General features: G+C 65.7%; 24 protein-coding genes. 2 read left to right on the plus strand and 22 right to left on the minus strand.

Translation table 11 applies throughout. From position 1 onward, the window contains the following. Window positions 1-62 precede the first annotated feature (62 nt). Window positions 63-1,649 (minus strand): phosphoglycerate dehydrogenase, encoded by a 1,587-nt coding sequence (serA, locus tag ACHMWQ_RS22910; protein WP_354551247.1) that lies wholly within the window; start codon window positions 1,647-1,649, stop codon window positions 63-65. A 207-nt stretch (window positions 1,650-1,856) separates the two neighbouring features. Continuing rightward, window positions 1,857-3,029: a phosphoserine transaminase gene (locus tag ACHMWQ_RS22915; RefSeq protein WP_396309248.1), complete on the minus strand. Its 1,173-nt coding sequence runs from the start codon at window positions 3,027-3,029 to the stop codon at window positions 1,857-1,859. A gap of 194 nt (window positions 3,030-3,223) precedes the next feature. Here ACHMWQ_RS22915 and ACHMWQ_RS22920 point away from each other — a divergent pair, with 194 nt between their 5' ends. Further along, window positions 3,224-4,912, plus strand: a complete 1,689-nt coding sequence (locus ACHMWQ_RS22920) for a glycosyltransferase family 4 protein (protein WP_396309249.1) — start codon at window positions 3,224-3,226, stop codon at window positions 4,910-4,912. A 78-nt stretch (window positions 4,913-4,990) separates the two neighbouring features. On the opposite strand, the gene ACHMWQ_RS22925 is transcribed toward ACHMWQ_RS22920, so the two are convergent. Both ACHMWQ_RS22925 and glmM read right to left on the minus strand, forming a co-directional pair. Further along, entirely contained in the window at window positions 4,991-5,767 is a 777-nt protein-coding gene (locus ACHMWQ_RS22925) for an outer membrane protein (RefSeq protein WP_396309250.1), read from the minus strand. Between the two features lie 287 nt (window positions 5,768-6,054). Next, entirely contained in the window at window positions 6,055-7,398 is a 1,344-nt protein-coding gene (gene glmM / locus ACHMWQ_RS22930) for a phosphoglucosamine mutase (protein WP_396309251.1), read from the minus strand. Between the two features lie 294 nt (window positions 7,399-7,692). On the opposite strand from glmM, the gene ACHMWQ_RS22935 reads away from it, so the two are divergent. Then, complete coding sequence (locus ACHMWQ_RS22935) at window positions 7,693-8,256, plus strand: cysteine hydrolase family protein (RefSeq protein ID WP_396309252.1); 564 nt, start codon at window positions 7,693-7,695, stop codon at window positions 8,254-8,256. Window positions 8,257-8,323: 67 nt separating this feature from the next. Here ACHMWQ_RS22935 and ftsH read toward each other — a convergent pair whose 3' ends face one another. The 18 genes from ftsH to ACHMWQ_RS23025 all read right to left on the minus strand — a co-directional run bounded on the left by ftsH (window position 8,324) and on the right by ACHMWQ_RS23025 (window position 25,074). Further along, window positions 8,324-10,246, minus strand: coding sequence for an ATP-dependent zinc metalloprotease FtsH (gene ftsH / locus ACHMWQ_RS22940; protein WP_354551259.1), 1,923 nt, complete (start codon window positions 10,244-10,246; stop codon window positions 8,324-8,326). Window positions 10,247-10,384: 138 nt separating this feature from the next. After that, window positions 10,385-11,716: a tRNA lysidine(34) synthetase TilS gene (gene tilS, locus ACHMWQ_RS22945; protein ID WP_396309253.1), complete on the minus strand. Its 1,332-nt coding sequence runs from the start codon at window positions 11,714-11,716 to the stop codon at window positions 10,385-10,387. After that, window positions 11,703-12,677, minus strand: coding sequence for a tol-pal system protein YbgF (ybgF, locus tag ACHMWQ_RS22950; protein ID WP_396309254.1), 975 nt, complete (start codon window positions 12,675-12,677; stop codon window positions 11,703-11,705). Before ybgF ends, tilS begins: the two co-directional genes overlap by 14 nt. 154 nt (window positions 12,678-12,831) lie before the next feature. Then, window positions 12,832-13,350, minus strand: coding sequence for a peptidoglycan-associated lipoprotein Pal (gene pal / locus ACHMWQ_RS22955; RefSeq protein ID WP_266330181.1), 519 nt, complete (start codon window positions 13,348-13,350; stop codon window positions 12,832-12,834). A gap of 257 nt (window positions 13,351-13,607) precedes the next feature. Further along, on the minus strand, window positions 13,608-14,987 hold the full coding sequence (tolB, locus tag ACHMWQ_RS22960; RefSeq protein ID WP_396309255.1) for a Tol-Pal system beta propeller repeat protein TolB: 1,380 nt from the start codon (window positions 14,985-14,987) through the stop codon (window positions 13,608-13,610). Window positions 14,988-15,112: 125 nt separating this feature from the next. Next, entirely contained in the window at window positions 15,113-16,057 is a 945-nt protein-coding gene (locus tag ACHMWQ_RS22965) for a cell envelope biogenesis protein TolA (RefSeq protein WP_396309256.1), read from the minus strand. 3 nt (window positions 16,058-16,060) lie between these two features. Then, window positions 16,061-16,513: a protein TolR gene (tolR, locus tag ACHMWQ_RS22970; protein ID WP_354551267.1), complete on the minus strand. Its 453-nt coding sequence runs from the start codon at window positions 16,511-16,513 to the stop codon at window positions 16,061-16,063. A gap of 3 nt (window positions 16,514-16,516) precedes the next feature. Then, entirely contained in the window at window positions 16,517-17,227 is a 711-nt protein-coding gene (gene tolQ / locus ACHMWQ_RS22975; RefSeq protein WP_266330185.1) for a protein TolQ, read from the minus strand. Window positions 17,228-17,458: 231 nt separating this feature from the next. Further along, window positions 17,459-17,926, minus strand: a complete 468-nt coding sequence (gene ybgC, locus ACHMWQ_RS22980; RefSeq protein ID WP_396309257.1) for a tol-pal system-associated acyl-CoA thioesterase — start codon at window positions 17,924-17,926, stop codon at window positions 17,459-17,461. 77 nt (window positions 17,927-18,003) lie between these two features. Beyond that, window positions 18,004-19,038 carry a Holliday junction branch migration DNA helicase RuvB gene (ruvB, locus tag ACHMWQ_RS22985; protein ID WP_354551271.1) on the minus strand — a complete coding sequence of 345 codons (1,035 nt, stop codon included), beginning with the start codon at window positions 19,036-19,038 and terminating at the stop codon, window positions 18,004-18,006. Then, on the minus strand, window positions 19,035-19,505 hold the full coding sequence (locus tag ACHMWQ_RS22990) for a hypothetical protein (protein ID WP_396309258.1): 471 nt from the start codon (window positions 19,503-19,505) through the stop codon (window positions 19,035-19,037). Before ACHMWQ_RS22990 ends, ruvB begins: the two co-directional genes overlap by 4 nt. A 28-nt stretch (window positions 19,506-19,533) precedes the next feature. After that, a complete protein-coding gene (gene ruvA, locus ACHMWQ_RS22995) occupies window positions 19,534-20,151 on the minus strand; it encodes a Holliday junction branch migration protein RuvA (RefSeq protein ID WP_266330189.1) in 618 nt (205 codons plus the stop codon). A 75-nt stretch (window positions 20,152-20,226) separates the two neighbouring features. Then, window positions 20,227-20,736 carry a crossover junction endodeoxyribonuclease RuvC gene (ruvC, locus tag ACHMWQ_RS23000; protein ID WP_266330190.1) on the minus strand — a complete coding sequence of 170 codons (510 nt, stop codon included), beginning with the start codon at window positions 20,734-20,736 and terminating at the stop codon, window positions 20,227-20,229. 92 nt (window positions 20,737-20,828) lie between these two features. Further along, a complete protein-coding gene (locus ACHMWQ_RS23005) occupies window positions 20,829-21,434 on the minus strand; it encodes a hypothetical protein (RefSeq protein ID WP_396309259.1) in 606 nt (201 codons plus the stop codon). A gap of 135 nt (window positions 21,435-21,569) precedes the next feature. After that, window positions 21,570-22,319, minus strand: coding sequence for a YebC/PmpR family DNA-binding transcriptional regulator (locus tag ACHMWQ_RS23010; protein WP_354551278.1), 750 nt, complete (start codon window positions 22,317-22,319; stop codon window positions 21,570-21,572). A gap of 88 nt (window positions 22,320-22,407) precedes the next feature. Continuing rightward, entirely contained in the window at window positions 22,408-23,499 is a 1,092-nt protein-coding gene (locus tag ACHMWQ_RS23015; protein ID WP_396309260.1) for a tetratricopeptide repeat protein, read from the minus strand. 16 nt (window positions 23,500-23,515) lie between these two features. Beyond that, entirely contained in the window at window positions 23,516-24,049 is a 534-nt protein-coding gene (locus ACHMWQ_RS23020) for a thiamine phosphate synthase (RefSeq protein WP_396309261.1), read from the minus strand. Between the two features lie 230 nt (window positions 24,050-24,279). Further along, window positions 24,280-25,074: an inositol monophosphatase family protein gene (locus tag ACHMWQ_RS23025; protein WP_354551284.1), complete on the minus strand. Its 795-nt coding sequence runs from the start codon at window positions 25,072-25,074 to the stop codon at window positions 24,280-24,282. Window positions 25,075-25,077: the final 3 nt, after the last annotated feature.

The following is a 25,077-nucleotide window of genomic DNA, read 5'->3' on the forward strand; positions in this document are numbered from 1 at the left end:
GCAAAGAAAAAAGGGCGACGGTTGCCCGTCGCCCCTCTTCATTCCGGCACTGAAGCCCAGTCTCAGAACGTCAGGCGCTTGGCCTGGACGACACCTTCGAGCGCGCTGACGCGGTCGATGACGCTGTCCGAGATCGCCTCGTCGACTTCGATCAGCGCGATCGCATCCTCGCCGGCAGCCTTCCGGCCGAGGTTGAAGGTGGCGATGTTGATGCCCTCGGCGCCGAGCAAGCTGGCAAAGCGGCCGATGAAGCCCGGCTTGTCCTTGTTGGTGACGTAGAGCATGTGGGGACCGAGCTCGGCCTCCATGTTGATGCCCTTGATCTGGATGATGCGCGGCTTGACGTCGCCGAACACCGTGCCGGCGACCGAACGCTCCTGGCGCTCCGTCGTCACCGTCAGGCGGATGTAGTTCTCATAGGCGCCCTGCTGCTCGCGACGGACTTCCTCCACCGCGATGCCGCGTTCCTTGGCGATGGCCGGGGCCGAGACCATGTTGATGGTCTGCAGCTGCGGCCGCAGCACGGCAGCGAGCGCCGCGGCGGTCAGCGCGCGGACATTCATCTCCGCGACGGCGCCTTCATATTCGAGCTTGATCGCCGTGATACCCGTCTCGGTCAGCTGGCCGGCGAACGAACCGAGCTGTTCGGCGAGCTTGACGAACGGCGTCAGGCGCGGCGCTTCCTCGGCGGTGATCGACGGCATGTTGAGCGCGTTCGAGACGGCGCCCTTGACCAGGTAATCGGCCATCTGCTCGGCAACCTGCAGCGCGACGTTCTCCTGCGCTTCCGTGGTCGAAGCGCCGAGATGCGGCGTGGCGACGACGTTGGGCAGGCCGAACAGCACGTTCTCGGTCGCGGGCTCTTCCTCGAACACGTCGAAGCCGGCGCCGGCCACCTTGCCGGACTTCAGCGCCTCGGCAAGATCCTTCTCGACGACAAGACCGCCACGCGCGCAATTGATGATGCGGACGCCGTCCTTCATCATCGCGATCGCCTTGGCGTCGATGATGCCGCGCGTCTTGTCGATCAGCGGCGTGTGCAGGGTGATGAAGTCGGCTCGGCGGAACAGCTCCTCCAGCTCGACCTTCTCGACGCCGAGATCGATCGCGCGCTCCGGCGACAGGAACGGATCGAAGGCGATGACGCGCATCTTGAGGCCGACGCCGCGTTCGGCGACGATCGAGCCGATATTGCCGCAGCCGATGATGCCGAGCGTCTTGCCCGTCACTTCGACGCCCATGAAGCGGTTCTTCTCCCACTTGCCGGCCTGGGTCGAGGCATTGGCTTCGGGGATCTGGCGCGCGGTCGCGAAGATCATCGCGATGGCGTGCTCGGCCGTGGTGATCGAATTGCCGAAGGGCGTGTTCATCACGATGATGCCCTTGGCGGTCGCGGCCGGGATGTCGACATTGTCGACGCCGATTCCGGCGCGGCCGATGACGCGAAGGTTCTTCGCGGCGGCGATGACCTTCTCGGTCACCTTGGTATTCGAGCGGATGGCGAGACCATCATAATTGCCGATGATCTCGAGCAGCTTTTCCTTGTCCTTGCCGAGGTCGGGCAGATAGTCGACCTCGACGCCGCGATCCTTGAAGATCTGGACGGCGGTCTTGGAGAGCTTGTCGGAAATGAGAACGCGCGGTGCCATAGTGAATGGTTCCTTTGGGTTCGCCGCCGTCACCATCAGTCGTCATCCCGGACGAAGCGAAGCGGAGATCCGGGATCCATCCAGCCGAAGCCTTGGGCGGAACGGATCCCCGCCTTCGCGGGGATGACGCCAACGGGACAAGCTGGCGCATCAAACGGGGAATGGGAATGTCGGCCGGGGCGAACCCCGGCCAGGAAGCGCGTTGGATCAGGCGGCCTGGAGGGCGGCCTTCTGCGAGGCAAAAGCCCAGTCGAGCCACTCGGTGACGATGGCGAGATCGGAAGCCTCGATCGTCGCGCCAGCCCAGATGCGAAGGCCGGCGGGCGCATCGCGGTAGGAGCCGATGTCATAGGCGACGCCGGCCTTGTCGAGCGCGGTCGAGACGGCCTTGGCGAAGGCGGCCTGCGCCTTGTCGTCGAGCGCCTTGATGGCCGGATCGGTGATGATCAGGCAAACCGACGTGTTCGAACGCGTGTTCTCGACGACCGGCAGGAAGTCGATCCAGCTGGTCTTTTCGACCCAGTCGGCCAGGACCTTGAGGTTGGCGTCGGCGCGGGCCTGCAGGGCCTTCCAGCCGCCCAGCGACTTCGCCCAGGTGAGCGCGTCGAGATAATCCTCGACCGCCAGCATGGACGGCGTGTTGATCGTCTCGCCAACGAAGATGCCGTCGATGAGCTTGCCGCCCTTGGTCATGCGGAAGATCTTCGGCAGCGGCCAGGCTGGCTTGTAGGTCTCGAGGCGCTCGACGGCGCGGGGGCTCAGGATCAGCATGCCATGGGCGCCCTCGCCGCCGAGAACCTTCTGCCAGGAGAAGGTCACGACATCGAGCTTGTCCCAGGCGAGATCCTGCGCGAAAGCGGCCGAGGTGGCGTCGCAGATGGTCAGGCCGGCGCGGTCGGCGTCGATCCAGTCGCCATTCGGAACGCGGACGCCCGAAGTGGTGCCGTTCCAGGTGAAGACGACGTCGCGGTCGAAATCGACCTTGTTGAGGTCGGGAAGCTTGCCGTAATCGGCCGTGAAGGTGCGGACGTCTTCCAGCTTCAGCTGCTTGACGACATCGGTGACCCAGCCTTCGCCGAAGGACTCCCAGGCCAGCATGTCGACGCCGCGGGCGCCGAGCATCGACCACAGCACCATCTCGACGGCGCCCGTATCGGACGCCGGAACGATGCCGATGCGGTAGTCGGCGGGAACGCCGAGCACGTCGCGGGTCAGGTCGATGGCGTTCTGGAGCTTGGTCTTGCCGATCTTGGCCCGGTGGGATCGGCCGAGGGCCGCATCCTTGAGCGCATCCAGGGTCCAACCAGGACGCTTGGCGCAGGGGCCGGAAGAATAGTTTGCGTTCACCGGCCGGCGGGCGGGCGTAGCGAAGTCAGCCATTTTCTATCCTCTCAGATAGTCAGCGCCTCGTTGGGGAGGCGTGTCCCGCCGACGCGTTTACGCCTGAGGTAGGGGGAAGTCAATGACAGCCAAGCCAAACGATTTTCGAAAGGCTCGATACAACTTTAGATATTAGTTTCTGGGTATATACAATCTATCAAGTCGCGTATCGTCGGGAACGGAGCCTTCCCATTTTGTCCAAGCTTCTCATCCTCACCGACGACGACCAGGCGGGCGGAACAGCAAACGTCGCCAGGCGACTGGCGATAGGTCTTGCCGCTGAGTTCGACGTCGCATTCGGCTACAATTTCACTTTGGCAAGCGAGACCTTCTTCTCGTCCGTCGGTGAGGAAGGCATCGCGATCCACAATTCGCGATGTCGCGAATCGAATGCGATGCGCTCGGCCCATCGCCTTCACGAAGCGGCCGACCTGCTCGACCGGTCACAGCCGGACGTCATCCTCTTCGTCGATGCGGGCGTCATCAACTCGCATTTGGCGCTGAAGCAGGAGGCGCGCCGTCGGCACATCCCCTATGTCAGCGTCGTGAACGGTGTGCCGGACGGGGTCCGGCGCTTGCAGCCAACCCTGCTTTCCAGCGCCATCGACGCGATGAATGCATCAGCGCAGATCGTCCTGGTCTCGGAGGCCAATCGCCGGAAGTTTGCGACACTGATCCCGGAAATTACGGCCCCGACGGTGACGATCGCCAATAGCTGCGCCGCGTCCTTCTTCGAGCCGGCAAGCGAAGGCACCCGATCCCGTGTCCGGCGCGCGCTCGGTATTGCAGAGGACGAGGTAGTGGTGCTGGTGTCGGCCCGCGTCGAAATCAGCAAAGGCCAGCACTTGCTGATCGAAGCCCTGCATCGCTTGCGACAGGAGCAACCCGGCGCAGGCGACCGCATCAAGCTGGTTTTCGCGGGCGAGGGAGCAGAGGCCTATCTGGCCGGGATCCGGCAGACGATCGAGGAATTCGGCCTGGCCGCGCATGTCGTCCTGCTCGGATACCGCTCGGATATTCCGGATCTGCTCGCCGCCGCAGACATCTTCGCGCTGCCGTCGCTGATGGAGGGTATGCCGATCTCGATTCTCGAAGCGATGGCCACGGGACTTCCGGTGCTGGCCACCGCCGTCGACGGCATTCCTGAGCAGGTGGACGAATCGACCGGCATTCTCGTCCCCTCCCCACTGGACGACGAGCCGGCCTGCCTTGCCGGCCTCGTCCCGGCACTGGCGACTTTGTCGAGCGACGGCGGCCTCCGACGACGCCTGGGCGACAATGGCCGGAGAAAGGCACTCGAAAAATTCCATCCCGAAGGGAATGCGGCGCGATATGCGGAGCAGATACGAAGCGCGGCCGCGGCGGCATCCGAGGTTGCCGTGCCGCCCCGGGGGACCAAGCAGGATAGCGGCATTTCCATCGATTTCAGCCGCCCCGAACAGGGCTGGCAGGTGCTCGACGACGGCTGGTCCGCTAGCGGGCGAAAAGGCACCTGGAACGACAAGCGGATCGCGGCCCTGACGCTCGTTTTGCCCGCGGAAATACGCAAGCCGGTTCTGAGCTTCCGCGCTCGTCCGGCGTTTCCGGATCGGTGCTGGCAACAGAGCGTTCGGATAAAAATCAACGACGTCTTCGTCGGCGCCTTCACGCTGAGGCCGAGGGTCTTCCGAAAGCGGTGGCTGCATCTGCCGGTCGACATCGGACGCTTCGGACGCCGGATCACGCTGACCCTCGAATTCACGGACGTCGATGCTGCGAAATCGGAAGACGCCCGCCGGCTCAGGTTACATACCTTGCGCGTCGAGGACGCGAGCCGCTTGGCGACGCGGCTAGCCCTTCGCCTGCTTCGGCGTGGAGCGCCGATCGAGCCGACGCAGGTCTAGCCGTTCCTGGCCCTCCCCCGGATGCAAAAAGGCGCGCCATGCTGCCATGGCGCGCCTCGCATCCTGCGGGTGGAACGATCAGTTGAACAGGTAGCGGATGCCGAAGTTCACATCATGCGAGGTGATGTTCTTGAACTTGAAGCCATCGTTCGGCCGCGAATAATTCGGGTCGATGTTGTAGGCGGTGTCGGTCTTGCCATTGCCAAGATCGACATAGCTGTAGCCGAGATCGAAGATCAGGTTCTCGGTCACCTTGAAGCCGAGACCGGCATGCAGCGCCCAGGCGAAGTTCCACTGCGAATCGCTGCCGGCATAACCGCCGCCATTCAGTTCCGTATTCACGTCGCGAAAGCCGGAGATCGTATTGCGCGACGTACCGATGCCGGCGCCGACATAGGGCGTGATGCCGTGATAGGTGCCGAGATCGACATAGCCATTGGCCAGGAACAGCCATTCGGACTTCTGCGCGGTATAGTCGTCGCTAAAGGGAGCGCCTTCCAGCGGCGTCACGCGCTGCGTCGCGGAGAAATCCGCCTTGCCGCGATACTGCCCGGTCAAATCAGCGCGGAACCAGTCGTTGAACTGATAGCCGGCGCCGAGGCTGAAGGTCGGGGCGGACGAGAAATCGCCCTTATTGATCCACTCGGTCGCGTAGCCGGGGGTCTCGAAATACTGGTAGTCGAGATTGCCGAGGCGCTGGTTGCTCATGCCTATGGCGCCGCGCAGGTACCAGCCGCCGGTTGCCAGCGGCACGGGCTCCACATAAGGCAGGTCCGCTGCGATCGCGGCGCCGCCGGGCGCTGTACAGCCAAGGCCCGCCGCAATCGCGAGGGCCGCTATTCTTGATCTGGTCATCCTATCCCCCATCGAAGGCCGGACCACGACTTGCGCAATCCCGAAACTCATGGGACGGAATTTCAGCCAGAACCTTTTAACATCGGATTAACTACAACTCTTAACCAGAATCTTTCCGCCGCAACGGAAGGTTAAGCATAACGGCCGTGTCAAAAATGCCGTTTCGAAGTGCCAGCGCCGCCTCCCGCGGCAGATTTCCGCCTGCAGGAAAAGGTTCGGGCCCCCGCGCCAAGCAAGCGCGACGGCCCGTCCGTGGATAACGTTGGCGAAGACCGGAAAGCGGCCGCTCAGGCGACCAGCTTCAATGCACCGATGATGTCGTCGACCACGGCTTCCACCAGGGCATGATCGTCGCCCTCGGCCATGACGCGGATCAGCGGCTCCGTGCCGGAGGGGCGGATGACCAGGCGGCCGGTCTTGCCAAGCCGCGCCTCGCCATCGGCGATGGCTGCCTTGACGCTTGCCTTCTCCAGCGGCTTGCCGCCGCCGAAGCGCAGGTTCTTGAGGATCTGCGGTACCGGCTCGAAGCGGCGGCAGACTTCGCTGACCGGCTTGCCGGTCTTGCGCACGACCGCGAGGATCTGCAGCGCCGAGACGAGGCCGTCGCCCGTGGTCGAGAAATCGGACAGGATCAGGTGGCCGGACTGCTCGCCGCCGACATTGAAGCCGTGCTGGCGCATGTGCTCGACGACATAGCGGTCGCCGACCTTGGTGCGGGCAAGGCTGAGGCCGATCGAGGCCAGAAAGCGCTCCAGGCCGAGATTGGACATGACCGTGGCAACGATACCCGGCTGCGACAGAAGCCCGTCCTCGGCCCAGGACTGGGCGACGACGGCCATCAGTTGGTCGCCATCGACCACTTCGCCATTTTCATCGACGATGATGACCCGGTCGGCATCGCCATCCAGCGCGATGCCGATATCGGCGCGCACTTCATGCACCTTCTTGCGCAGCGCATCCGTTGCCGTCGAACCGACATCGAGGTTGATGTTGAAGCCATTCGGCTCGGCGCCGATGGTGATCACCTCCGCGCCCAGTTCCCAAAGCACGGCAGGCGCCACCTTGTAGGCGGCACCATTGGCGCAATCGACGACGATGCGCAGGCCGGCGAGGTCAAGGGTTTTCGGCAGGGTCCGCTTGGCGAATTCGACATAGCGCTCCTGCGCGCCATCGATGCGCTTGGCGCGGCCGAGGTCGGCGGAGCCAGCCAGGCGACCGGAAAGGTCCTCCTCGATCAGCGCCTCGATCTTGGCTTCGGTCTCATCGGAAAGCTTGTAGCCGTCGGGACCGAACAGCTTGATGCCGTTATCCTCATACGGGTTGTGCGAGGCGGAGATCATGACGCCGAGATCGGCGCGCAGCGAGCGGGTCAGCATGGCAACGGCGGGCGTCGGCATCGGGCCGAGCAGGAAAACATCCATGCCGGCAGCCGTGAACCCCGCCGTCAGCGCCGGCTCGATCATGTAGCCGGACAGGCGCGTATCCTTGCCGATCACCACGCGGTGCCGATGGCCGCCATTCCGGAACGCCAGCCCCGCGGCGATCCCCACCTGCAGTGCCAGTTGCGGGGTGATCGGAAAGGCGTTGGCCTTGCCCCGAATGCCGTCGGTACCGAAGAATTTGCGAGCCATGCGTCGAATCCGTCTCCTTATTCGCCGGCAGTCTTAACCCAGCATTGCGGCGAAACCGTTCAAAAATCATAAGCACTTGTTACACGCGGGCCCGTTGCAGCTCGCCCGCTTCCGACGCCGACAAATCCAGGCTCGATTCCTTGACCATAAGGTCCAGATTTCATTGAGCAATTTGGCCAGGCTTGCCGAAATTTGGTTCGGAAGCCGAATATTTCAGCCGCACACGCAATGTGCATTTCGCCCCGCCGGGCGCGATGGCAAGGGGGGCTTCCCTTCCCGCATCAGGAGCAGGATATGAAGGCCCTCATCATCGTCGACATGCTGAACGACTTCTACTCGGGCGTGCTGAACAATGAAATGCACGCATCGAAGATCGTGCCTGTTATCGCCAGGCTGATCGATCATGCGCGCGCCAATCCGGATTGGCTTCTCGTCTATTCGAATGATGCCCATCGCGCCGATGATGCCGAGATCGCCATCTGGGGGCCGCACGCCATGGCCGGCACGCGCGGCGCCGACGTCATCGACACGCTGAAGCCGATCGGCGCCCCGCGCGAGATCGTCTCGCCCAAGCGCTTCTACGGCGCCTTCGACGAGACCGGACTGCACGAGATCCTGCAGGGCTATGGCGTCACCGACGTCGTCATCGTGGGCCAGCACACCCATTGCTGCGTCCGGCACTCCAGCTATGGCGCCTTCATTCGCGGCTATGGCATCGAAATCCCGACCGATGGCATCTGCGTGTTCGACGGCGTCGATAGCGCTGCGGCGATCGACTATCTGCGCACCATCTATGGCGCGACGATCACCGATTCCGAAACCGTGATCGGCGCGGCTGCCGCCAGCAAGGCCGCCTGAGACGACCGAACGGACAAAGAAAAAGGGCGGGACCCAGGTCCCGCCCTTTTTGCATTCATGCGGTCGATCAGACCTGCGGCTGCGGCTCGAGGCCGGTGTCGCCCTTCGGGCGAGGTCCGCGGGTCGTCGGCACCACCGAGGGGCGCGACGGCGGGACATCGTCCCCGGTGTCGCGGATGGGCGGCTTGCCTTCGAGGAGATTGCGGATCTCCTCGCCCGACAGCGTCTCGTATTCGAGCAGGGCTTCGGCGATGGCGACGAACTTGTCACGGTTTTCCGTGATCAGGCGACGCGCCTCGCTCTCCCCTTCCTCGATCAGCTTGCGCACTTCCTCGTCGATGATCTTGGCGGTCTCGTCGGAAATGTTGGTCGACTGCGAGACCGAATGACCGAGGAAGACTTCCTGCTCGTTCGAACGGTAGCGCACGCGGCCCAGACGCTCCGACATGCCCCACTCCATCACCATGGAGCGCGCAAGTCCGGTTGCCATCTGGATATCGCCGCTGGCGCCGGTCGTCACCTTTTCCGGACCGAAGGTCAGGATCTCGGCCTCGCGACCGCCGAACAGCATGATCAGTCGCGACTTGGCCTTCTCGTAGGTCCAGTTGTAGCGATCCGATTCCGGCAGCGTCATCACCATGCCGAGCGCCCGGCCGCGGGGAATGATCGTGGCCTTGTGGATCGGGTCGATCGTGCCGGAGAGCAGCAGCGCGATGATCGCGTGGCCGGCCTCGTGATAGGCGGTGTTGCGCTTCTCTTCGGCGGTCATCGCCATCGACTTGCGCTCGGCGCCCATCATCACCTTGTCCTTGGCGTCCTCGAACTCGGCCATGGTGACGATGCGCTTGTTGCGGCGGGCCGCGAGCAAGGCACCTTCATTGACCAGGTTCATCAGATCGGCGCCGGAGAAGCCGGGAGTGCCGCGGGCGAGCGTCTTCAGGTCGACATCCGGCGCCATCGGCACCTTACGGGCATGGACCTTCAGGATCTTCTCGCGGCCGATGACATCCGGGTTCGGGATCATGACCTGGCGATCGAAACGGCCGGGACGCAGCAGCGCCGGATCCAGCACGTCGGGACGGTTGGTCGCCGCGATGATGATCACGCCTTCGTTCTGCTCGAAGCCATCCATCTCGACCAGCAGCTGGTTCAGCGTCTGCTCGCGCTCGTCGTTACCGCCGCCGAGACCGGCGCCACGATGACGGCCGACCGCGTCGATTTCGTCGATGAAGATGATGCAGGGCGAGTTCTTCTTCGCCTGCTCGAACATGTCACGCACGCGGGACGCACCGACGCCGACGAACATTTCGACGAAGTCGGAACCCGAGATGGTGAAGAACGGCACATTGGCTTCGCCGGCGACGGCGCGGGCCGTCAGCGTCTTACCGGTGCCCGGAGGGCCAACCAGCAGCACGCCGCGCGGAATGCGGCCCCCCAGACGCTGGAACTTCTGCGGGTCGCGCAGGAACTCGACGATCTCCTGAAGATCTTCCTTGGCCTCGTCGACACCCGCGACGTCGTCGAAGGTGACGCGGCCATGGGCTTCCGTCAGCAGCTTGGCCTTGGACTTGCCGAAGCCCATCGCCTTGCCGCCGGCGCCGCCCTGCATCTGGCGCATGAAGAAGATCCAGACCGCGAGGATCAGGAACATCGGGAACCACGAGATCAGCACGCCGATCAGCGAGGTGCCGCCTTCGGTCGGCGGCTTCGCCGTGATCGAGATGCTCTTGTTCTCGAGGCGCTTGACCAGATCCGCGTCATTGGGCGCGAAGGTCTGGAAGCTGGAATTGTCGGTATAGCTGCCGGAAATCTGCTGTCCGGCGATGACGACGCTTTTCACGCGTCCGCTATCGACGTCGCTGAGGAACTGCGAATACGCAATGTCCTGGCCGGCGGCGCGCGGTCCCGGGTTCTGAAACAGATTGAACAGGGCGATCAGCAGCAGGCCAATGATGACCCAAACTGCGAAGTTGCGAAAATTCGCGTTCATCAGAATCCCTTCAAGGGCAGGATTACGGCCGAGGTGCCGCTCATTTGAAAGCTAAGATAGGTGGCCCGACCGCTTAAGCCAATATGAGCTATGCCAATGAAAGCGCGGAAAATGCGGCAATGGTTTAGATCCGGCGGCTCATTCGGCTGATCGGACCGGTTCCAGCATCCGCTCACCCACCAGTGAGGACGCCTCGAACCCTACGCCGAGCGCCGCATCCGCCGCGATGCCCAGCCCCGGAACCGCAACGATTTCGCCATTTCGCCGCAGCGCCGGCAGCGCCTCAATGGCGCGTGGCATGCCCTTCGGTACGCAGACGGCAAATTGTCGCCGCCCCTCGGCTCCCAGCGCGCCGATGGTAAACGCCCCCGCCGCCCCGGACGTCATGCGGACAGCAAATCGGCCGTCCCAGATGCCGGAAAAGCCGCTTTCGACTGTAATTTCGGCCAAACCCTCGCGCCCCGGCTCGCGCTGGAAGCGGTAGACGCCCTGCCGTAGGTCGATCAACACCCCGGCCAGGGTGCGTGCGAGTTTAACGGATGGCTCGCCTTGGAGCGCCTGGCGCATCGCCATTTCCAGCGTCTCCAGGCTTTCCAGCCGCGGAACATAGGCCGCACCGCCGGCCGCGCGCAGGATGCGGGCGAGCGCCCGCAGGCGCACCTCCTCCGGCTCCCCGTTCCAGGCGGCGGCATCGAGCCGGACGCCGCCGGTGGCGTCGAGGGTCGCCGCCCGCTCGAACAGCCGTCCGACATAGCTGTCGAGCGCCGCCGCCGCGCGGCCCAGTCGCTTCGCCGTGGCCGCCAGTGTCTCCGCATCCAGCCCTTCGGCAGCGAGGATCGGCATCAGCCGGCGAAAGCGGACGCGGTCAAAGGCGGGATCGGCATTGTGCGGGTCGTCGACGGGCTGGAGCCCAACAGCGCGGACGACATCAACGAGGTCATCATGCGGCACGTCGAGCAGCGGCCGGACGAGGCGGATGCCGGCGCGCTCGACATCCCGCGCCATGGCAGCCAGCCCGTAGACACCGGAACCGCGCGCCAGGCGCATGAGGAAGGTCTCGGCCTGGTCGTCGCGATGATGGGCGGTGGCAAGGTGGGTCGCGCCGGCCTGGCGCGCCGCGTCGAGCAGTAGCGCATAACGCGCGGCGCGGGCGGCGGCCTCGATTCCGCGAAGGGGAGCGGGATCCGTCCAAAGCAGGGACTGGAATCGAAGTCCGTGGCGTTTCGCGATCTCGCCGACAAAGCGGGCCTCGGCGGCTGATTCAGGCCGAAGGCCATGATCGACGGTCAGCACCAGCAGGTCGGGCCCGGTCGGGCGAGCGGTGCGCCAACGTTGCGCGAGAAGGAGCAGAGCCAGTGAGTCGGCCCCGCCCGAGACGGCAAGGGCCAGGCATTCCGTCTCCGCGAACGGTGCGAACAGGTCGTCAAGCCTCGCGCCGTCGTTCAGCAGCGAGCTATCAGCAGCTGGCACTGGCCTGTTCTTGCTTGACCCGCTGGACAAGGGCATTCGAGCTCTTCGGATACTGCTTCAGCACTTCGGCATAGGTGGCGCAGGCCGCCTCGCGCTGCTTGAGGCCGGCGAGCGACATGCCGAGCTTCAGCAGCATATCGGGCGCCTTGCCGCTCTTGGGATACTTCTTGTAGCCGGAGAGGAAGGAATCCGCAGCGCCGCGGTAATCCTGGCGGGCATAGAGGCTCTCGCCGAGCCAATACTGGGCGTCGGCGGCGAGCGGATCGCCGGGATACTGGCGCAGGAACTGCTGGAACGACGCCTCGGCGACGTCATAGTCGCCCTTCAGCACCTGGCTGTAGGCCGCGTCATAGTCGCCCCGCGGGCTACCCGTGGAGCGCGGAGCTGCACCGGCAGCGGCGCCCGGCACCGCGGCGCCGCCCTGCGACAGGTCGATCGGCGCATTGGGGTCGAGCGTCAATTGGCCGAGATCGCGCGGCGGGGCGCCCTGCCCGACCGGCACCGTGCCTTCCATCTCGCCATCGGTCGAGCCGATGGCTTGGCCGATCGGATCGCCGCCCCGCGCGGCAGGCGGCGCATTGGCGGCGGCCGGCGACGGCACGCGCGCGCGCAGCGGCGGCGCTTCGGAACGCTTGCCGGCGCCAGCATCGGCGCCACCACCACCCTGAAGGCGCTGCAACTGCTCCTGCAGCTGGCGGACCTGGAAGGTCAGCTGTTCGATCTGGCCGGTCATGTCGCGCATCTGCTGCTCGATGCGGTCCATGCGCATGCTCGCCTGGCCGTCATTCGGGGTCGCCTGCGCCGGCGCGAAACCGCCATCGCCAACCCCTGCCGGCGGAACCTGCTCCTCCGGGCCGCGCTTCAGCCGGTCGAACAGGCCGGCATCGGCCGGGCCGGTCGTGGCGAAGGTCAGCCCGGCTGCGAACAGCACGGCGGTCAGGATCGGAATTCTCTGTTTCATCAGCCCATCCGTTGAAGGATCGTCGCGGGTCCGCCGCTCTATCGTCTTCATCTGCCTATCTGGGCGGGTTGAGTTCGGCCAAATTGCGGCGTCGCACAAACAGAAACGGCGGCCAGAGGCCGCCGTTTCCGTCAAACCGTATGGTGGACAGCGATCACGAGCCGGCGTTGTTCAGCACGGTGACGGCACGACGGTTCTGCGACCAGCAGGAAATGTCGTTGCAGACGGCGACAGGCCGCTCCTTGCCGTAGGAGATCGTGCGGATACGGGCGGGATTGATGCCGCGCGAAACCAGGTAGTTCTTGGTGTTGGTGGCGCGACGGGCGCCCAGCGCGATGTTGTATTCACGCGTGCCGCGCTCGTCGGCATGGCCTTCGATCGTGACCTGGTAGCGCGGATACTGCTGCAGCCACTGGGCCTGCTTGTCCAGCGTCGCGCGGTTGGCCGACGAGATTTCGGTCTGGTCGGTCGTGAAGAAGATGCGGTCGCCGACATTGACGACGAAATCCTGGGCGCTGCCCGGGCTCGCCGAACCAATGCCACCGGAGCCGTAACCGCCGGCGCCGCCAGCGCCACCGGCGCCCGGCTTATTGGCGCAGGCTGCCAACGCAAGCGCTGCACCGAGGAACACGACGAACTTGGCGCCGCGCAGAATGGGGTGAGTATTCGTCATGAAGATAACTCCTTGTCCACCATACTCGGACATGAGGCGGTATTAGCAGCCCGTTGGTTAAGCGCGGGTTCAAAAACGTGGTTGAGAGGAGGTTAACGCACGGCCGTGGGAGCGAGACGGTTGCCGGAAAACACTAGGCCCGGCCTGAATTCCCACATGCCTAACGAGGGGCGGGAACATGATTACCGAAATACGCACGGCGATGAAAAAAGCCGCCGGCGCGGGGCGCCGACGGCTTGGAAACTATCCGCTCGATCTCAGTTGATCAAGGGCGACCAGGCGGGATCCGAGCCGAAGGCCGGCGTCGGGACCTTGAACTCGTTATAGCCGGTCAGATCGACCGACCAGAGCTGCGGACCGCCATTCGCGCCAGGCGTGTCGCGGAAGAACATCAACACGCGACCATTGGGCGACCAGGTCGGGCCTTCATTGTGGAAGCCCTCGGTCAGGATGCGCTCGCCCGAGCCGTCCGGCTTCATCACGCCGATGGCGAAACCGCCGGCCGACTGGCGCGTGAAGGCGATCAGATCGCCGCGCGGCGACCAGACCGGGGTCGAGTAGGAACCCTGGCCGAACGAGATGCGCTGCGGGTTCGAGCCGTCGGCGCCCATCACGTAGATCTGCTGGCTGCCGCCACGATCCGAGGTGAAGACGATGCGCGAGCCATCGGGCGCATAGGACGGGCTGGTATCGATCGAGGCCGAGTTGGTCAGACGCGTGGTGCGGCGCGAACGCAGGTCCATCGCATAGATGTTGGCGTTGCCCTGGTCCTCGAAGCTCATCACGATGCGCTGGCCATCGGGCGAGAAGCGCGGCGCGAAGGTCATGCCGGGGAAATTGCCGACCAGTTCGCGCTGGCCGGTCTCGATGTTGAGCAGATAGACCCGCGGCTGGTCGGCGCCGTAGGACATGTAGACGACTTCCTGCGCGGAAGGATTGAAGCGCGGCGTCAGAACCAGGTCGTTGCCACGGGTCAGGTAGCGCGAATTGGCGCCGTCCTGGTCCATGATGGCCAGGCGCTTGACGCGCTTGTCCTTCGGGCCGCTCTCGTCGACGTAGACGACGCGGCTGTCGAAATAGCCCTGCTCGCCGGTCAGGCGCTCATAGATCGCGTCGGCGATGATATGGGCGACGCGGCGCCAGTTTTCCGGCGTCGTGTAGAACTGCTGCCCGGCCATCTGCTGGCCGGCATAGATGTCCCACAGGCGGAACTCGGCGCGCAGCCTTCCGTCCGACTGGCGGGTGACGCCGCCGGTGACGAGCGCCTGCGCCTTGATCACCGTCCAGCTCTGGAAGTTGGGCGTCTGGTTGGCGTTGGTGATCTTCTCGATGAAGGCGGCCTGGTCGAGCGGCAGGAACAGGCCCGAGCGCTTCAGGTCGGCGGCGATGACGCCGGAGACGTCCGCCGCAAGTTGGGCGTCGGCCTGCGTTCCGCCGATGAAGGTCGGAATGGCGATCGGCAGCGGCTGGACATTGCCCTGCGTCACGTCGAGCTCGATCAGGGCTTCGGCGCGCTGGGTGAACGGGACAGTCGCCACCACGAAGGCAGCGGCGAAAAGCAGGGCCGCTCCGAAGGACATTCGGCTTAGGCGGCGCGGACCGGCCGCGGCGCCTGTATCGGGGGCGTGAACCGTCATGGTGCTGTTCCTGTAATCCAAATCTTCTGTGCTGGTTCGGTTGTGGCCGAAGATAACGGCAGAGCAGTGACGACGGCGATTCTCATCCTTGCGGGGAGAATCGCATCTGGACCTCGCTCCAAAGATCATACTTCTCGGCCGGAAGCTGATACGGGCCGCACTGGAGAACGGCGCCAACCGCTCGATCCGCGGCGACCGTACCATACTGGCTGGCCGGGATATTGCTGGATCGACGGCACGCCATTGACCGTGCCGTCCTGGTTCAGCTTGAAGCGGATCGTGACGGTGACGTCCTTCGGATCCGTCCAGCCGACCGGAATGTTCCAGCAGCGCTGGATCTGCGCGCGCAGCGCGTCGATCTCGCTCTGGGTCATCGTCGCGCTCGGATTGCGCTCCTCTTCCGCGCCAAACGATTCCTGTTCCTGGCTCCGCGTCTCGCCGCCGGTCGGCTTGGTCTTGTCCAGCAGGGCGGCAATGCGGTCGGGGTCGAAATCCGACGGCGTCGTACTCTGCGAGGGCTGCTTGGCTGGCTTGTCCGGCTGCTTCTTCGGCGCTTCGGCGGTCTCGACCGGCTTCGGCGGCTGCGGTTTGACGCGCGGCTTGGGTGCGGGCTGCGGCGGCGTGGCCTCGGCCTCCTTCGGCGCAGGCGCGGGTTCGGGCGTCGGCTCGGGCTTCACCTCGGCCGGGGCAGGCTTGGGCGGCTCCGGCGGCGTCGGCTCGGGCGGTGCGGGCGTGGGCTCAGGCGGAGTGGGCGCGGGCGGCGTCGGTTCCGACTTGGGCTGCGGCGGCGGGGGCGGCGGAGGCGGCGTCGACGGCTGCGCCGGCTTCGGCGGCGTCGGCGACGGCTTCGGCGTCTCCTTCTCGGAAGGCTTGTTCGGAGACGGCTTGTTCTTGACCTCGGCGGTCTTCTTGCCCTTCTGCAGACTGGTCAGTTCCGAGATGGGCACGAGGTCGACCGGCATCGACTCGACCATGGTCGCATCGAACGGCTTGTTGTCGGGCAGCCCAAAGAGCCCCAAGGCGAGAACCGAGAGGTGGGCAACGGCGGAAAAGGCGAGCCCGACGCGCATGGATCAGCCGTCCGTCGCCTCGGTGACAAGCCCGATGTTGCGATAGCCGGCGCTCGAGATGGCGCCCATCACCTGCATGATCGCGCCGTAATTGCTGGTCTTGTCGCCGCGCACGAAGATGCGCTCTTCATAACCAGCCGCGGCGATCGCCTTGAGCTTCGGCACGATCTCGTCGAGCGAGATCTCCGTCTCCTGCAGGAAGATCTTGCCGTCGGCATTGATGCTGACGGAAATCGGATCCTTGTCGGCCGTGAGGGCCTTGGCCTGGCTTTGCGGCAAATCCAGCGGAACGCCGGCCGTCAGCAGCGGCGCCGAGACCATGAAGATGATCAGCAGCACGAGGATGACGTCGACGAACGGCGTAACGTTGATTTCGCTCATGACGCCAGTCGTGCGCCGGCGACGGCGTCCACCGCGTCCACCGCCTCCCGACCGACCGCCGACCGACATGCCCATGGTTCAGGCCCTCTCGTCGATCTGGCGCGACAGGATGGCCGAGAACTCGTCGGCGAAACCCTCGAGACGCGACGAGATCTTGCCGGCCGAGCTTGCGAGCTTGTTGTAGGCGATAACGGCGGGAATGGCGGCGAACAGGCCGATCGCGGTCGCCATCAGCGCCTCGGCGATACCGGGGGCGACAACGGCCAGCGAGGTGTTCTTGGAAGCGGCGATGGCCTGGAACGAGGACATGATGCCCCAGACCGTGCCGAACAGGCCGATGAACGGACCGGCGGCGCCGACGGTGGCGAGGAACAGCAGACGGCTTTCCAGCCGCTCGGCTTCGCGCGACAGGGTTACGTCGAGCACCTTGTCGATGCGCATCTGCAGGCCCATCGGCGAGCGGGCGCCGGATTCGAACGATCGCTTCCATTCGCGCATCGCGGCGACGAAGAGCGCGGCCATCGACGTCGCGGGACGGGTGGAGATCGAGCGGTAGAGTTCTTCCAGCGACTGGCCGGACCAGAACACCTTCTCGAAGCGATCCATCTGGCGACGGACGCGTCCGAACAGCAGCACCTTGTCGATGATGATGGCCCAGCTCCAGATCGAGGAGACGAGCAGCCCGAGCATCACCAGCTTGACGACGATGTGCGCCTGCCAGAACAGGGACAAAAGCGACAGACTTGCCGGCGCGTCGAGCGCTACCTGGCCCACGTCGACCGGATTCATTCGCTTTACAACCTCTCGGAGTTGATCACTCGCATCTCGCAGCCAGCGAGGACAGGACGCGGTACCTGGCGACGATCCCCGCCTTGGAACAAGTCCTTGCAAGCATCGGGCCGGATACAACAATCCGATTGGCTGTCTCGCCCTCAAATTTGTTCATTTGAGGGCGTTTTGGCCAGCTCGCCCATGCTGTCGCGACGCCTTCTCTATAGCGCCGGCATGGTTAAGCAATGGTTATTTCGGGGCCGCCGCGAAGCGCTGCGCGAGGCTGTCCGGGATTCGCTGCGCCCGGCCCGCCGCATTGACCAGCACCACCGTCACGACCGCCTCGATCAGGATCTCCGAACCGCGACGAATGGTCTGCGACAGCAGGATTCGCGCACCGCGCACTTCCTTGGGCCGGGTCAGCACCTCGACGACGTCGTCGATGCGCGCCGGTCGCTTGAAGTCGATCTCCATGCGGTGCACGGCGAAGGCGATCGACTCGCCCGTCTCGCCGGCATGCAACTCGCTGTGATGCACGCCGAGCAGGCGGACATAGTCGCTGCGCCCGCGCTCCAGGAAGCGGACATAGGAGCCGTGATAGACGACGCCGGAGAAGTCGGTGTCCTCGAAATAGATCCGCACCGGCAGCACATGACCCTGCGGCGTGTGCCGCCCGGCGAGGTGGGGATAGTCGACCTGGATGCCGTCCTGGCTCATGCGATGCTGGCTCCTTCTCATGCGGTCCCGACGCGCCAAAGCGCGCTTTCGCTCGTTTCCGGCGTGACTTATGCGATCTAGCCGTCGAGATCGAGCATCGGCGCCTCGATGATGGCGCTGTTCGGCACGGCGAGGCCGAGATGGCGGAACGCATGCGGCGTCAGCATCCGACCGCGCGGCGTGCGCTGCACGAAACCCTGCTGGATCAGGTAGGGCTCGACGATCTCCTCGATCGCGTCGCGCGGTTCCGACAGGGCCGCCGCGATCGTTTCGATGCCGACCGGCCCGCCGCCGAAGGATACGGCGATGGTCGACATGTAGCGCCGGTCGAGCGAGTCGAACCCCATGCTGTCGACCTCGAGCCGCAGCAGCGCGCCATCCGCCACTTCACGCGTGATCGTGCCCGGACCCTCGACGAGGGCGAAATCGCGCACGCGGCGCAGCAGGCGGCCGGCGACGCGCGGCGTGCCGCGCGAGCGGCGCGCGATCTCGGTCGCGCCATCCGGCGTCATGCCGATGCCCATCATCTTGGCGCCGCGCGACACGATGTGCTCCAGCTCCTGCACGGTGTAGAACTGCAGCCGCACGGGAATGCCGAAGCGGTCGCGCAGCGGCGTGGTCAGCAGGCCGAGACGAGTTGTCGCAGCGACCAGCGTGAATTTCGCCAGGTCGATCTTCACCGAACGTGCCGCCGGCCCCTCGCCGATGATCAGGTCGAGCTGGAAATCCTCCATCGCAGGATAGAGAATCTCCTCCACCGCCGGGCTCAGGCGATGGATCTCGTCGATGAACAGCACGTCGCGCTCTTCGAGATTGGTCAGCAGCGCCGCGAGATCGCCGGCCTTGGCGATGACCGGTCCGGAGGTCGCGCGGAAATTCACGCCGAGTTCGCGCGAGACGATCTGCGCCAGCGTCGTCTTGCCGAGGCCGGGCGGCCCGACGAACAGCACGTGGTCGAGCGCTTCCTTGCGGGAGCGGGCCGCCTCGATGAACACCGAAAGGTTGGCGCGCGCCTGCTGCTGGCCGACGAAATCGGCCAGGACCTGCGGCCGCAGCGTGCGGTCAAAGTCTTCACTCTGGAACTCGGGGGCTACCAGGCGGCTGTCGCTCATCGTTCCTCCTGCGACAACACCGGCCGCGCGAATGGTCGGCTCAGTCCGTAACAGACGAGGCCGGCCAGGACCACGCTGACGAAGGCGCGTCCCCCGATTGCCAGTTGAGCGCCGAAAGGCGGCGGGGTGAAGACGAACAGGTTGCGGGCGAAGAAGATCGCCGTGGCGAGCCCGAGCCCTGCCGACAGCATGGCGATCAGCCGGCCGGAGGTCCGCCCGCGCGAATCCCGCCAGGCGACCAGCGCGCCGAGAAGGCCGGCCGGCACCGCGCCTAGGATGAAGAGGAAGCGCGGCACGAAGAACACGTCCTCGACGATCCAGCTCCGCAGCCGGGCAAGGCTGAGCCCGTCCTCCTGGCTCAATTGTTCCAGCGCCATGTCGGCGAGCATGACCAGCAGCGGCCCGAACAGCATGAAGATCACGATCGTCGGCCAGCGGCTGGCCAGCGCGGCGCGTATCTCGGTCACGGCAGCACCCTGCCGATCAAGGCCCCGGTCATCGCGCCAGTTCCTTGAGGCCCAGGCGGATCAGCGTTTCGGTGGTGGCGTCCTCGCCGGCGGAACGCGCCGCCGCCGCAACCGCAGCGCTCGCCTGCAGCTGCGCATAGCCGAGATTGGTCAGCGCCGAAACGGCGTCCGCGACCGGCTGCGGCGCGCGCTTGTCGTGCAATTCGTTCTGTAGCGCCACGAAGGTCGGATCGGCGGTCGAGAAAGCCGGCGCCTTGTCGCGCAATTCGGCGACGATGCGGGCGGCGACCTTCGGCCCGACGCCTGGCGCACGCGACACCTGCGCCTTGTCCTGCAGGGCGATGGCGGTGGCGAGATCGGCTGGCTTCAGGATGCCCAGAATGGCGAGTGCCACCTTGGAGCCGACGCCCTGGACGGTCATCAGCAGGCGGAACCACTCGCGCTCGACATCGGCGCCGAAGCCGAACAGCTTGATCATGTCCTCGCGGACATAGGTCTCGATGGCGAGCTGCGCCGCCTCGCCGGGAGCCGGCAGCGCCTGCAGCGTCCGGGTCGAGCAATGCACCTGATAGCCGACGCCGCCGACATCCAGGATGACCCAGTCATCGCCGAACGAATCGACGATCCCCTTGAGCTTGCCGATCATGCTTCCACCAGCCTCCGAAAGCGGGAACCCGGAAGGTGGCGGCCCTGCCGGATCCAGTGATGCGTCGAGACGAAGTTAGCCCACCGCCCGCATCATGCGGGCGAGCGAGACGCGGTGATGAACATGGCATATCGCGATGCCGAGCGCGTCGGCGGCGTCGTCGGTGTCGAACTCGGCCTTGGGCAGCAGCACCTTCACCATCATGCGGATCTGCTCCTTGCCGGCATGGCCGGCGCCGACGATCGTCTTCTTGACCGAGTTCGGCGAATATTCGGCGACCGAGAGGCCGGCCAGCGCCGGAACCAGCAGCGCGATGCCGCGCGCATGGCCCAGCTTCAGCGTCGCGCCGGCGTCCTTGTTGACGAAGGTCTGCTCCACGGCCGCTTCGTCGGGCTGATACTGGCGCATGACCTCGGTCAGCCCCGTATGCAGTGTCACCAGCCTATGCGCCAGTTCGCCATCCAGCTGCGCCTTGACGGTGCCGGACGCGATGAAGGAAAGCGCATTGCCCCGACTCTCGACGATGCCCCAACCGGTGCGGCGGAGCCCGGGGTCGATGCCGATGATGCGAATCGTGTGTGTCATGCCAAAGGCCTAGCCGACCCCGGCGCGATTGGGAAGAACATTCGGGGAACATCGAGGAAAGTCCGGGGCCTCCGCGGCCCCGGCCCCTGCCGTCAAAGCGGCTTCACGCCGTCCTTTTCGGCCTGCACGGCGCGGGCCGACAGGCTGCCATCAGCATCCTTGGTGACGAACACCGAGACAGCGGCGCCCGGCTTCAGCAGCGCCCGGTCGCCGGGGACGATGGCGACGATCCGTGCCTCGGGGCCGACCTCGATATCCTGCTCGCCGCCCTTATAGGTGAGGCGCAGCGTCTGGCCCTGGGGATCGGCGATCACGGTGGTGACGGTCGCGTTGGTCATCGACCGGCTGGGCCCCGACATCGGCCGGTGGCCCTCCCCCGCGCCGCGCATGTTCTCGGCGAAGATATGCACTTCCTGCGCGTGCAGCTTGCCGTCCGTCCCCTGCACGGCGGCCGAGCCGACATAGTCGCCCGCCTTGATGTCACTGAGCTTGCGGTTTTCCAGCGCCGTGACCTTGACCGTGGGCGGGATCAGCACCGTCGCAACCTGGCCGTCGGCGGTCTTCATCGCCAGCCGGTCGCCGGCAAAACTCTCCACCGTGCCGCCGATGCGGTCAGGCATGGCCGCCTGCTGCGCCAGCGCGGCGGTGGAGCCGAGGATCAAAAGGTAGCCGGCGGAAACAAGGGGAAGAAGGCGCATGGGTCACTCCGAAGCCAAGACGGCCGGACATGGCCATCGCGGGGAGCAACTAGGGCGCGCCGGCACGCTGTCGAGCGGGTGCGGCAAAGGCAAAGGCCGGCCCGAGCGACTCGGGCCGGCAACGGCAGAGAAGACTCAGGCGGCGGTCAGCTTCTGCATGACTTCGTCGGAGACTTCGAAGTTGGTGTAGACGTTCTGCACGTCGTCATCGTCGTCGAGCGCGTCGATCAGCTTCATCACGCCGACCGCCTTCTCCTCGTCGACGGGGACCAGATTCTGCGGCTTCCAGATGGCCTTGACCGATACCGGCTCGCCCAGCGTCTCTTCCAGCGCCTTGGCGACATCGCTGAGGGTTTCGAAGGACGTGATGATCTCGTGTCCTTCCTCGCCGCTCTGCACGTCGTCGGCGCCGGCCTCGATCGCAGCGTCCAGTACCTTGTCGGCCGAGCCGGCCTCGGGCTTGTAGACGATCTGGCCGACATGATCGAACATGAACGAGACGGCGCCGGTCTCACCCAGCGCGCCGCCGGAGCGGGTGAAATAGGAGCGCACCGCGCTCGCCGTGCGGTTCTTGTTGTCGGTCAGCGCCTCGACGACGACAGCGATGCCGCCGGGGCCGTAACCCTCGTAGCGGATCTCGTCATAGTTCTCGCCATCGGCGCCGGCCGCCTTCTTGATGGCGCGGTCGACAACGTCCTTGGGCATGTTTTCCGCGCGGGCGTTCTGGATGGCCAGGCGCAGGCGCGAGTTCATCTTCGGATCCGGCAGGCCGAGTTTGGCGGCAACGGTGATTTCACGCGCCAGCTTGGCGAAGGCCTGCGAGCGCTTGGCGTCGGCGGCACCTTTGCGGTGCATGATGTTCTTAAATTGGGAATGTCCGGCCATCTGAGGCGTCCTATTGAAGCAAATGGGCGGCGCGGCGCCGCGCGATCGCCACGCTTATAGAAGCTCGAAAGGCCAAAATAAAGTCGGCTCAGTGGCCGGAGGGCCAGCGTTCCGCTGCGGTCTCGGCCGCCTTGCGCTCGCTTTCGGGCAGCTTCTTGACGAATTCGTCGAGCCATTCGTCCTTGGCGCCGCGCTTCTCGGCGATCAGATGCCATTTCGCGGCGGCGACGGGATCCGGGTCCGCGCCCATGCCGCTGGCCAGAATCCGGGCATACCGATTCTGACCGACGGCGTTGCCCGCCTCGGCCGCGCGCTGGAACCAGCCGGCTGCAGCGATGATGTCCTTCTGGGTGCCGATTCCGTTGAACAGGCGGATACCGTATTCGACCGCCGCGTCGGCATGGCCGGCCTTTGCCGCCTTCGCCATCCACATCGTCGCGATGCCGTCGTCGAGCAGCACGCCCTCGCCCTCGGAATAGAGCTGGGCCAGCGCGAACTGGGCGTCGACATTGCCCTGGCCGGCCGATTTGCTGAACAGCGTCGCCGCCTTCTGCGGGTCGCGCGGCCGGACATTGCCTTCCAGATAGAACAGCCCGAGATTGTAGAGCGCCTGCGGCTCGTTCCACTCGGCCGCCTGCTCGAAGGCGTCGGCCGCCTTGGCGCGATCCTTCTTCAGCCCCTTGCCATCCAGATAGATCAAGCCGAGCGCCAGCTGAGCGTTGGGATCGCCGCCCAGCGCGCCCTGCTGGTACCAGGCAGCGGCGGCCTTATCGCTCTGCTTGACGCCGAGCCCCTCGGCATAGAGCCGGCCGACCAGCGTCGCCGAGGCGGCATCGCCCCGCTGCGCACGGCTCATCGCGATCTGGAATGCTGTGAGATAGAGGCCGCGCTGGAACGCGCCGAAGGCGAGATCGCCCTCGCTGTCATCGTTCAGCGCTCGGCCGGACTTGATCAGGTCTTCGGCGCTGGGCAGCAGGCCAGCCGTTGGCGGCGGCACGCCAAGCGTGCCGGTCGAGCCGACCACAGGGGCGACGCCGATCGACTTTTCCTCGCCCGCGGGCTTGGCGGGTTCGGTGGTGGTGGCAGTCGCCTTGCCGGACGCGGCCCCGGCCGGTTCAGCCTGCATCGGCAGTGCCATGGCCGCAACCAGAGCAGCGAGAACCGCGGTTCGCTTCATCATGGCGCGGCCCGCCGGGTCATGGCGTCGCTTCGGCCTGGCGGGCGGCGATCAGCCGGTTGACCTCGGTCACCGCCGCGACCGGCCCTTCGGGATGGTCCCAGATCGCGGAGCGCAGCGCCACGAACTCGATGCGAGCATCGACGGCCGGCTCGACGGAGGCCAGCGTGCGGCCGCCCATCACCACGGCCGGGATCTCGAACACCGCCGACCACCAGGACGCCAGGTCGAACGCCTTGTCGAAGATCTCTTCGGCGGTGTCGCCGTCGAAGCGGCCGAAGAAGATGTAGTCGCAGTCCGCCTCGGCAGCGAGCATCGCGTCGTGGCGGGTGGTGATGCCGCCGGCGCCGACGATATGGTCGGGCTTCAGCGTCTCCATCGCGTCCTTGAGATCGGCGAGGCCGGTATCGACATGCAGCCCGTCCGCGCCGGAGCGGCCGAAAAGGCGCGTGTCGTTCGGCACGATCACGGCGACGCCATTGGCCTGCGCCACCGGCACCAGCGCCTCGGCGATGCGCTGCAATCCGCCCCGCATTCGACGTCTCCGACGCAATGAACAGCGTCGCGACGTCGCCGGCCTTCAGCACCGAGTCGAGCACGGGTGCGAAGGCCTCGGGATCGAGGCCCGCCGGCGTGACGAGGCAGAGGCGCGCAAACGGCTCTGGCGGAGGGGCTTTTTTCTTCTTGGCCATGATCGCCTTCAACAACGCATCCGAAAACGCCACAGCCTTATGGCGAAAGCACGACGCCATTCAAGCCGTCATGTGCGGGGCTTTGGCTCGCTCAGCCGCGGGCGGTGGTGAGCGCCGTCAGCAGGCGGCCCTGGATCTTCTCGTTGCCGGCGCAGATGCTGCGGGTATCGATCATCTTCTCGCCGCCCCAGAGGTCGGAGCTCTTGCCGCCGGCCTCGCGCACGAACAGCGCGCCGGCCGCGATATCCCAGGGCTGGAGGCCTTCCTGCCAGTAGGCATCGATCCTGCCGGCGGCGACCGACGCCAGCTCGAACACCGGCGAACCGCTGGAGCGCATGCCGGCCACTTCGATCATGACGCTCTGCAGCTTGCGGATGGCGCCCGGATGATCGGGCGTGCCCAGATGCGGAATGCCGGTCGCGACGACGCAATCGGCCAGCGCCGTGCGGCCGGCGACCCGCAGGCGGCGATCGTTCAGGAACACGCCGGCGCCCCGCTCGGAGACATAGAGGTCGTTGGTGACGGGGTTGAACAACACCGCCGCGACGATCTGCCCTTCCCGCTCCAGCGCCAGGGCAACGCCGAACACCGGAATGCCGTGCAGGAAATTGGTCGAGCCGGCGAGCGGGTCGACAATCCAGCGATGCGACTCGTCGGGGCCGGGAAGCAGGCCGCGATCCTTGGTCAGGAAGCTGTAGCCGGGCCGCGCCTTGTTCAGTTCGGCGACCAGCGCCTGGCCAGCCTTGCGATCGGCGGCGACGACGAAATCGGCCGGACCCTTCATCGAAACCTGCAGGTTCTCGATCTCGCCGAAGTCGCGCGCGAGGGGACGGCCGGCCTTGGTGACGGCGCTGACCATGACATTGAGAAGGGCCGAGCGGGCCATAAA

The sequence above is a fragment of the Kaistia sp. UC242_56 genome, from assembly GCF_044452255.1.
In the GTDB taxonomy this organism is placed as follows: Bacteria; Pseudomonadota; Alphaproteobacteria; order Rhizobiales; family Kaistiaceae; genus Kaistia; species Kaistia defluvii_A.

Coding starts and splice junctions, on each gene's coding strand:
- serA (WP_354551247.1), bottom strand. CDS start 1,649: ATGGCACCGCGCGTTCTCATTTCCGACAAGCTCTCCAAGACCGCCGTC.
- ACHMWQ_RS22915 (WP_396309248.1), bottom strand. CDS start 3,029: ATGGCTGACTTCGCTACGCCCGCCCGCCGGCCGGTGAACGCAAACTAT.
- ACHMWQ_RS22925 (WP_396309250.1), bottom strand. CDS start 5,767: ATGACCAGATCAAGAATAGCGGCCCTCGCGATTGCGGCGGGCCTTGGC.
- glmM (WP_396309251.1), bottom strand. CDS start 7,398: ATGGCTCGCAAATTCTTCGGTACCGACGGCATTCGGGGCAAGGCCAAC.
- ACHMWQ_RS22935 (WP_396309252.1), top strand. CDS start 7,693: ATGAAGGCCCTCATCATCGTCGACATGCTGAACGACTTCTACTCGGGC.
- ftsH (WP_354551259.1), bottom strand. CDS start 10,246: ATGAACGCGAATTTTCGCAACTTCGCAGTTTGGGTCATCATTGGCCTG.
- ybgF (WP_396309254.1), bottom strand. CDS start 12,677: ATGAAACAGAGAATTCCGATCCTGACCGCCGTGCTGTTCGCAGCCGGG.
- pal (WP_266330181.1), bottom strand. CDS start 13,350: ATGACGAATACTCACCCCATTCTGCGCGGCGCCAAGTTCGTCGTGTTC.
- tolB (WP_396309255.1), bottom strand. CDS start 14,987: ATGACGGTTCACGCCCCCGATACAGGCGCCGCGGCCGGTCCGCGCCGC.
- ACHMWQ_RS22965 (WP_396309256.1), bottom strand. CDS start 16,057: ATGCGCGTCGGGCTCGCCTTTTCCGCCGTTGCCCACCTCTCGGTTCTC.
- tolR (WP_354551267.1), bottom strand. CDS start 16,513: ATGGGCATGTCGGTCGGCGGTCGGTCGGGAGGCGGTGGACGCGGTGGA.
- tolQ (WP_266330185.1), bottom strand. CDS start 17,227: ATGAATCCGGTCGACGTGGGCCAGGTAGCGCTCGACGCGCCGGCAAGT.
- ybgC (WP_396309257.1), bottom strand. CDS start 17,926: ATGAGCCAGGACGGCATCCAGGTCGACTATCCCCACCTCGCCGGGCGG.
- ruvB (WP_354551271.1), bottom strand. CDS start 19,038: ATGAGCGACAGCCGCCTGGTAGCCCCCGAGTTCCAGAGTGAAGACTTT.
- ruvA (WP_266330189.1), bottom strand. CDS start 20,151: ATGATCGGCAAGCTCAAGGGGATCGTCGATTCGTTCGGCGATGACTGG.
- ruvC (WP_266330190.1), bottom strand. CDS start 20,736: ATGACACACACGATTCGCATCATCGGCATCGACCCCGGGCTCCGCCGC.
- ACHMWQ_RS23005 (WP_396309259.1), bottom strand. CDS start 21,434: ATGCGCCTTCTTCCCCTTGTTTCCGCCGGCTACCTTTTGATCCTCGGC.
- ACHMWQ_RS23010 (WP_354551278.1), bottom strand. CDS start 22,319: ATGGCCGGACATTCCCAATTTAAGAACATCATGCACCGCAAAGGTGCC.
- ACHMWQ_RS23015 (WP_396309260.1), bottom strand. CDS start 23,499: ATGATGAAGCGAACCGCGGTTCTCGCTGCTCTGGTTGCGGCCATGGCA.
- ACHMWQ_RS23025 (WP_354551284.1), bottom strand. CDS start 25,074: ATGGCCCGCTCGGCCCTTCTCAATGTCATGGTCAGCGCCGTCACCAAG.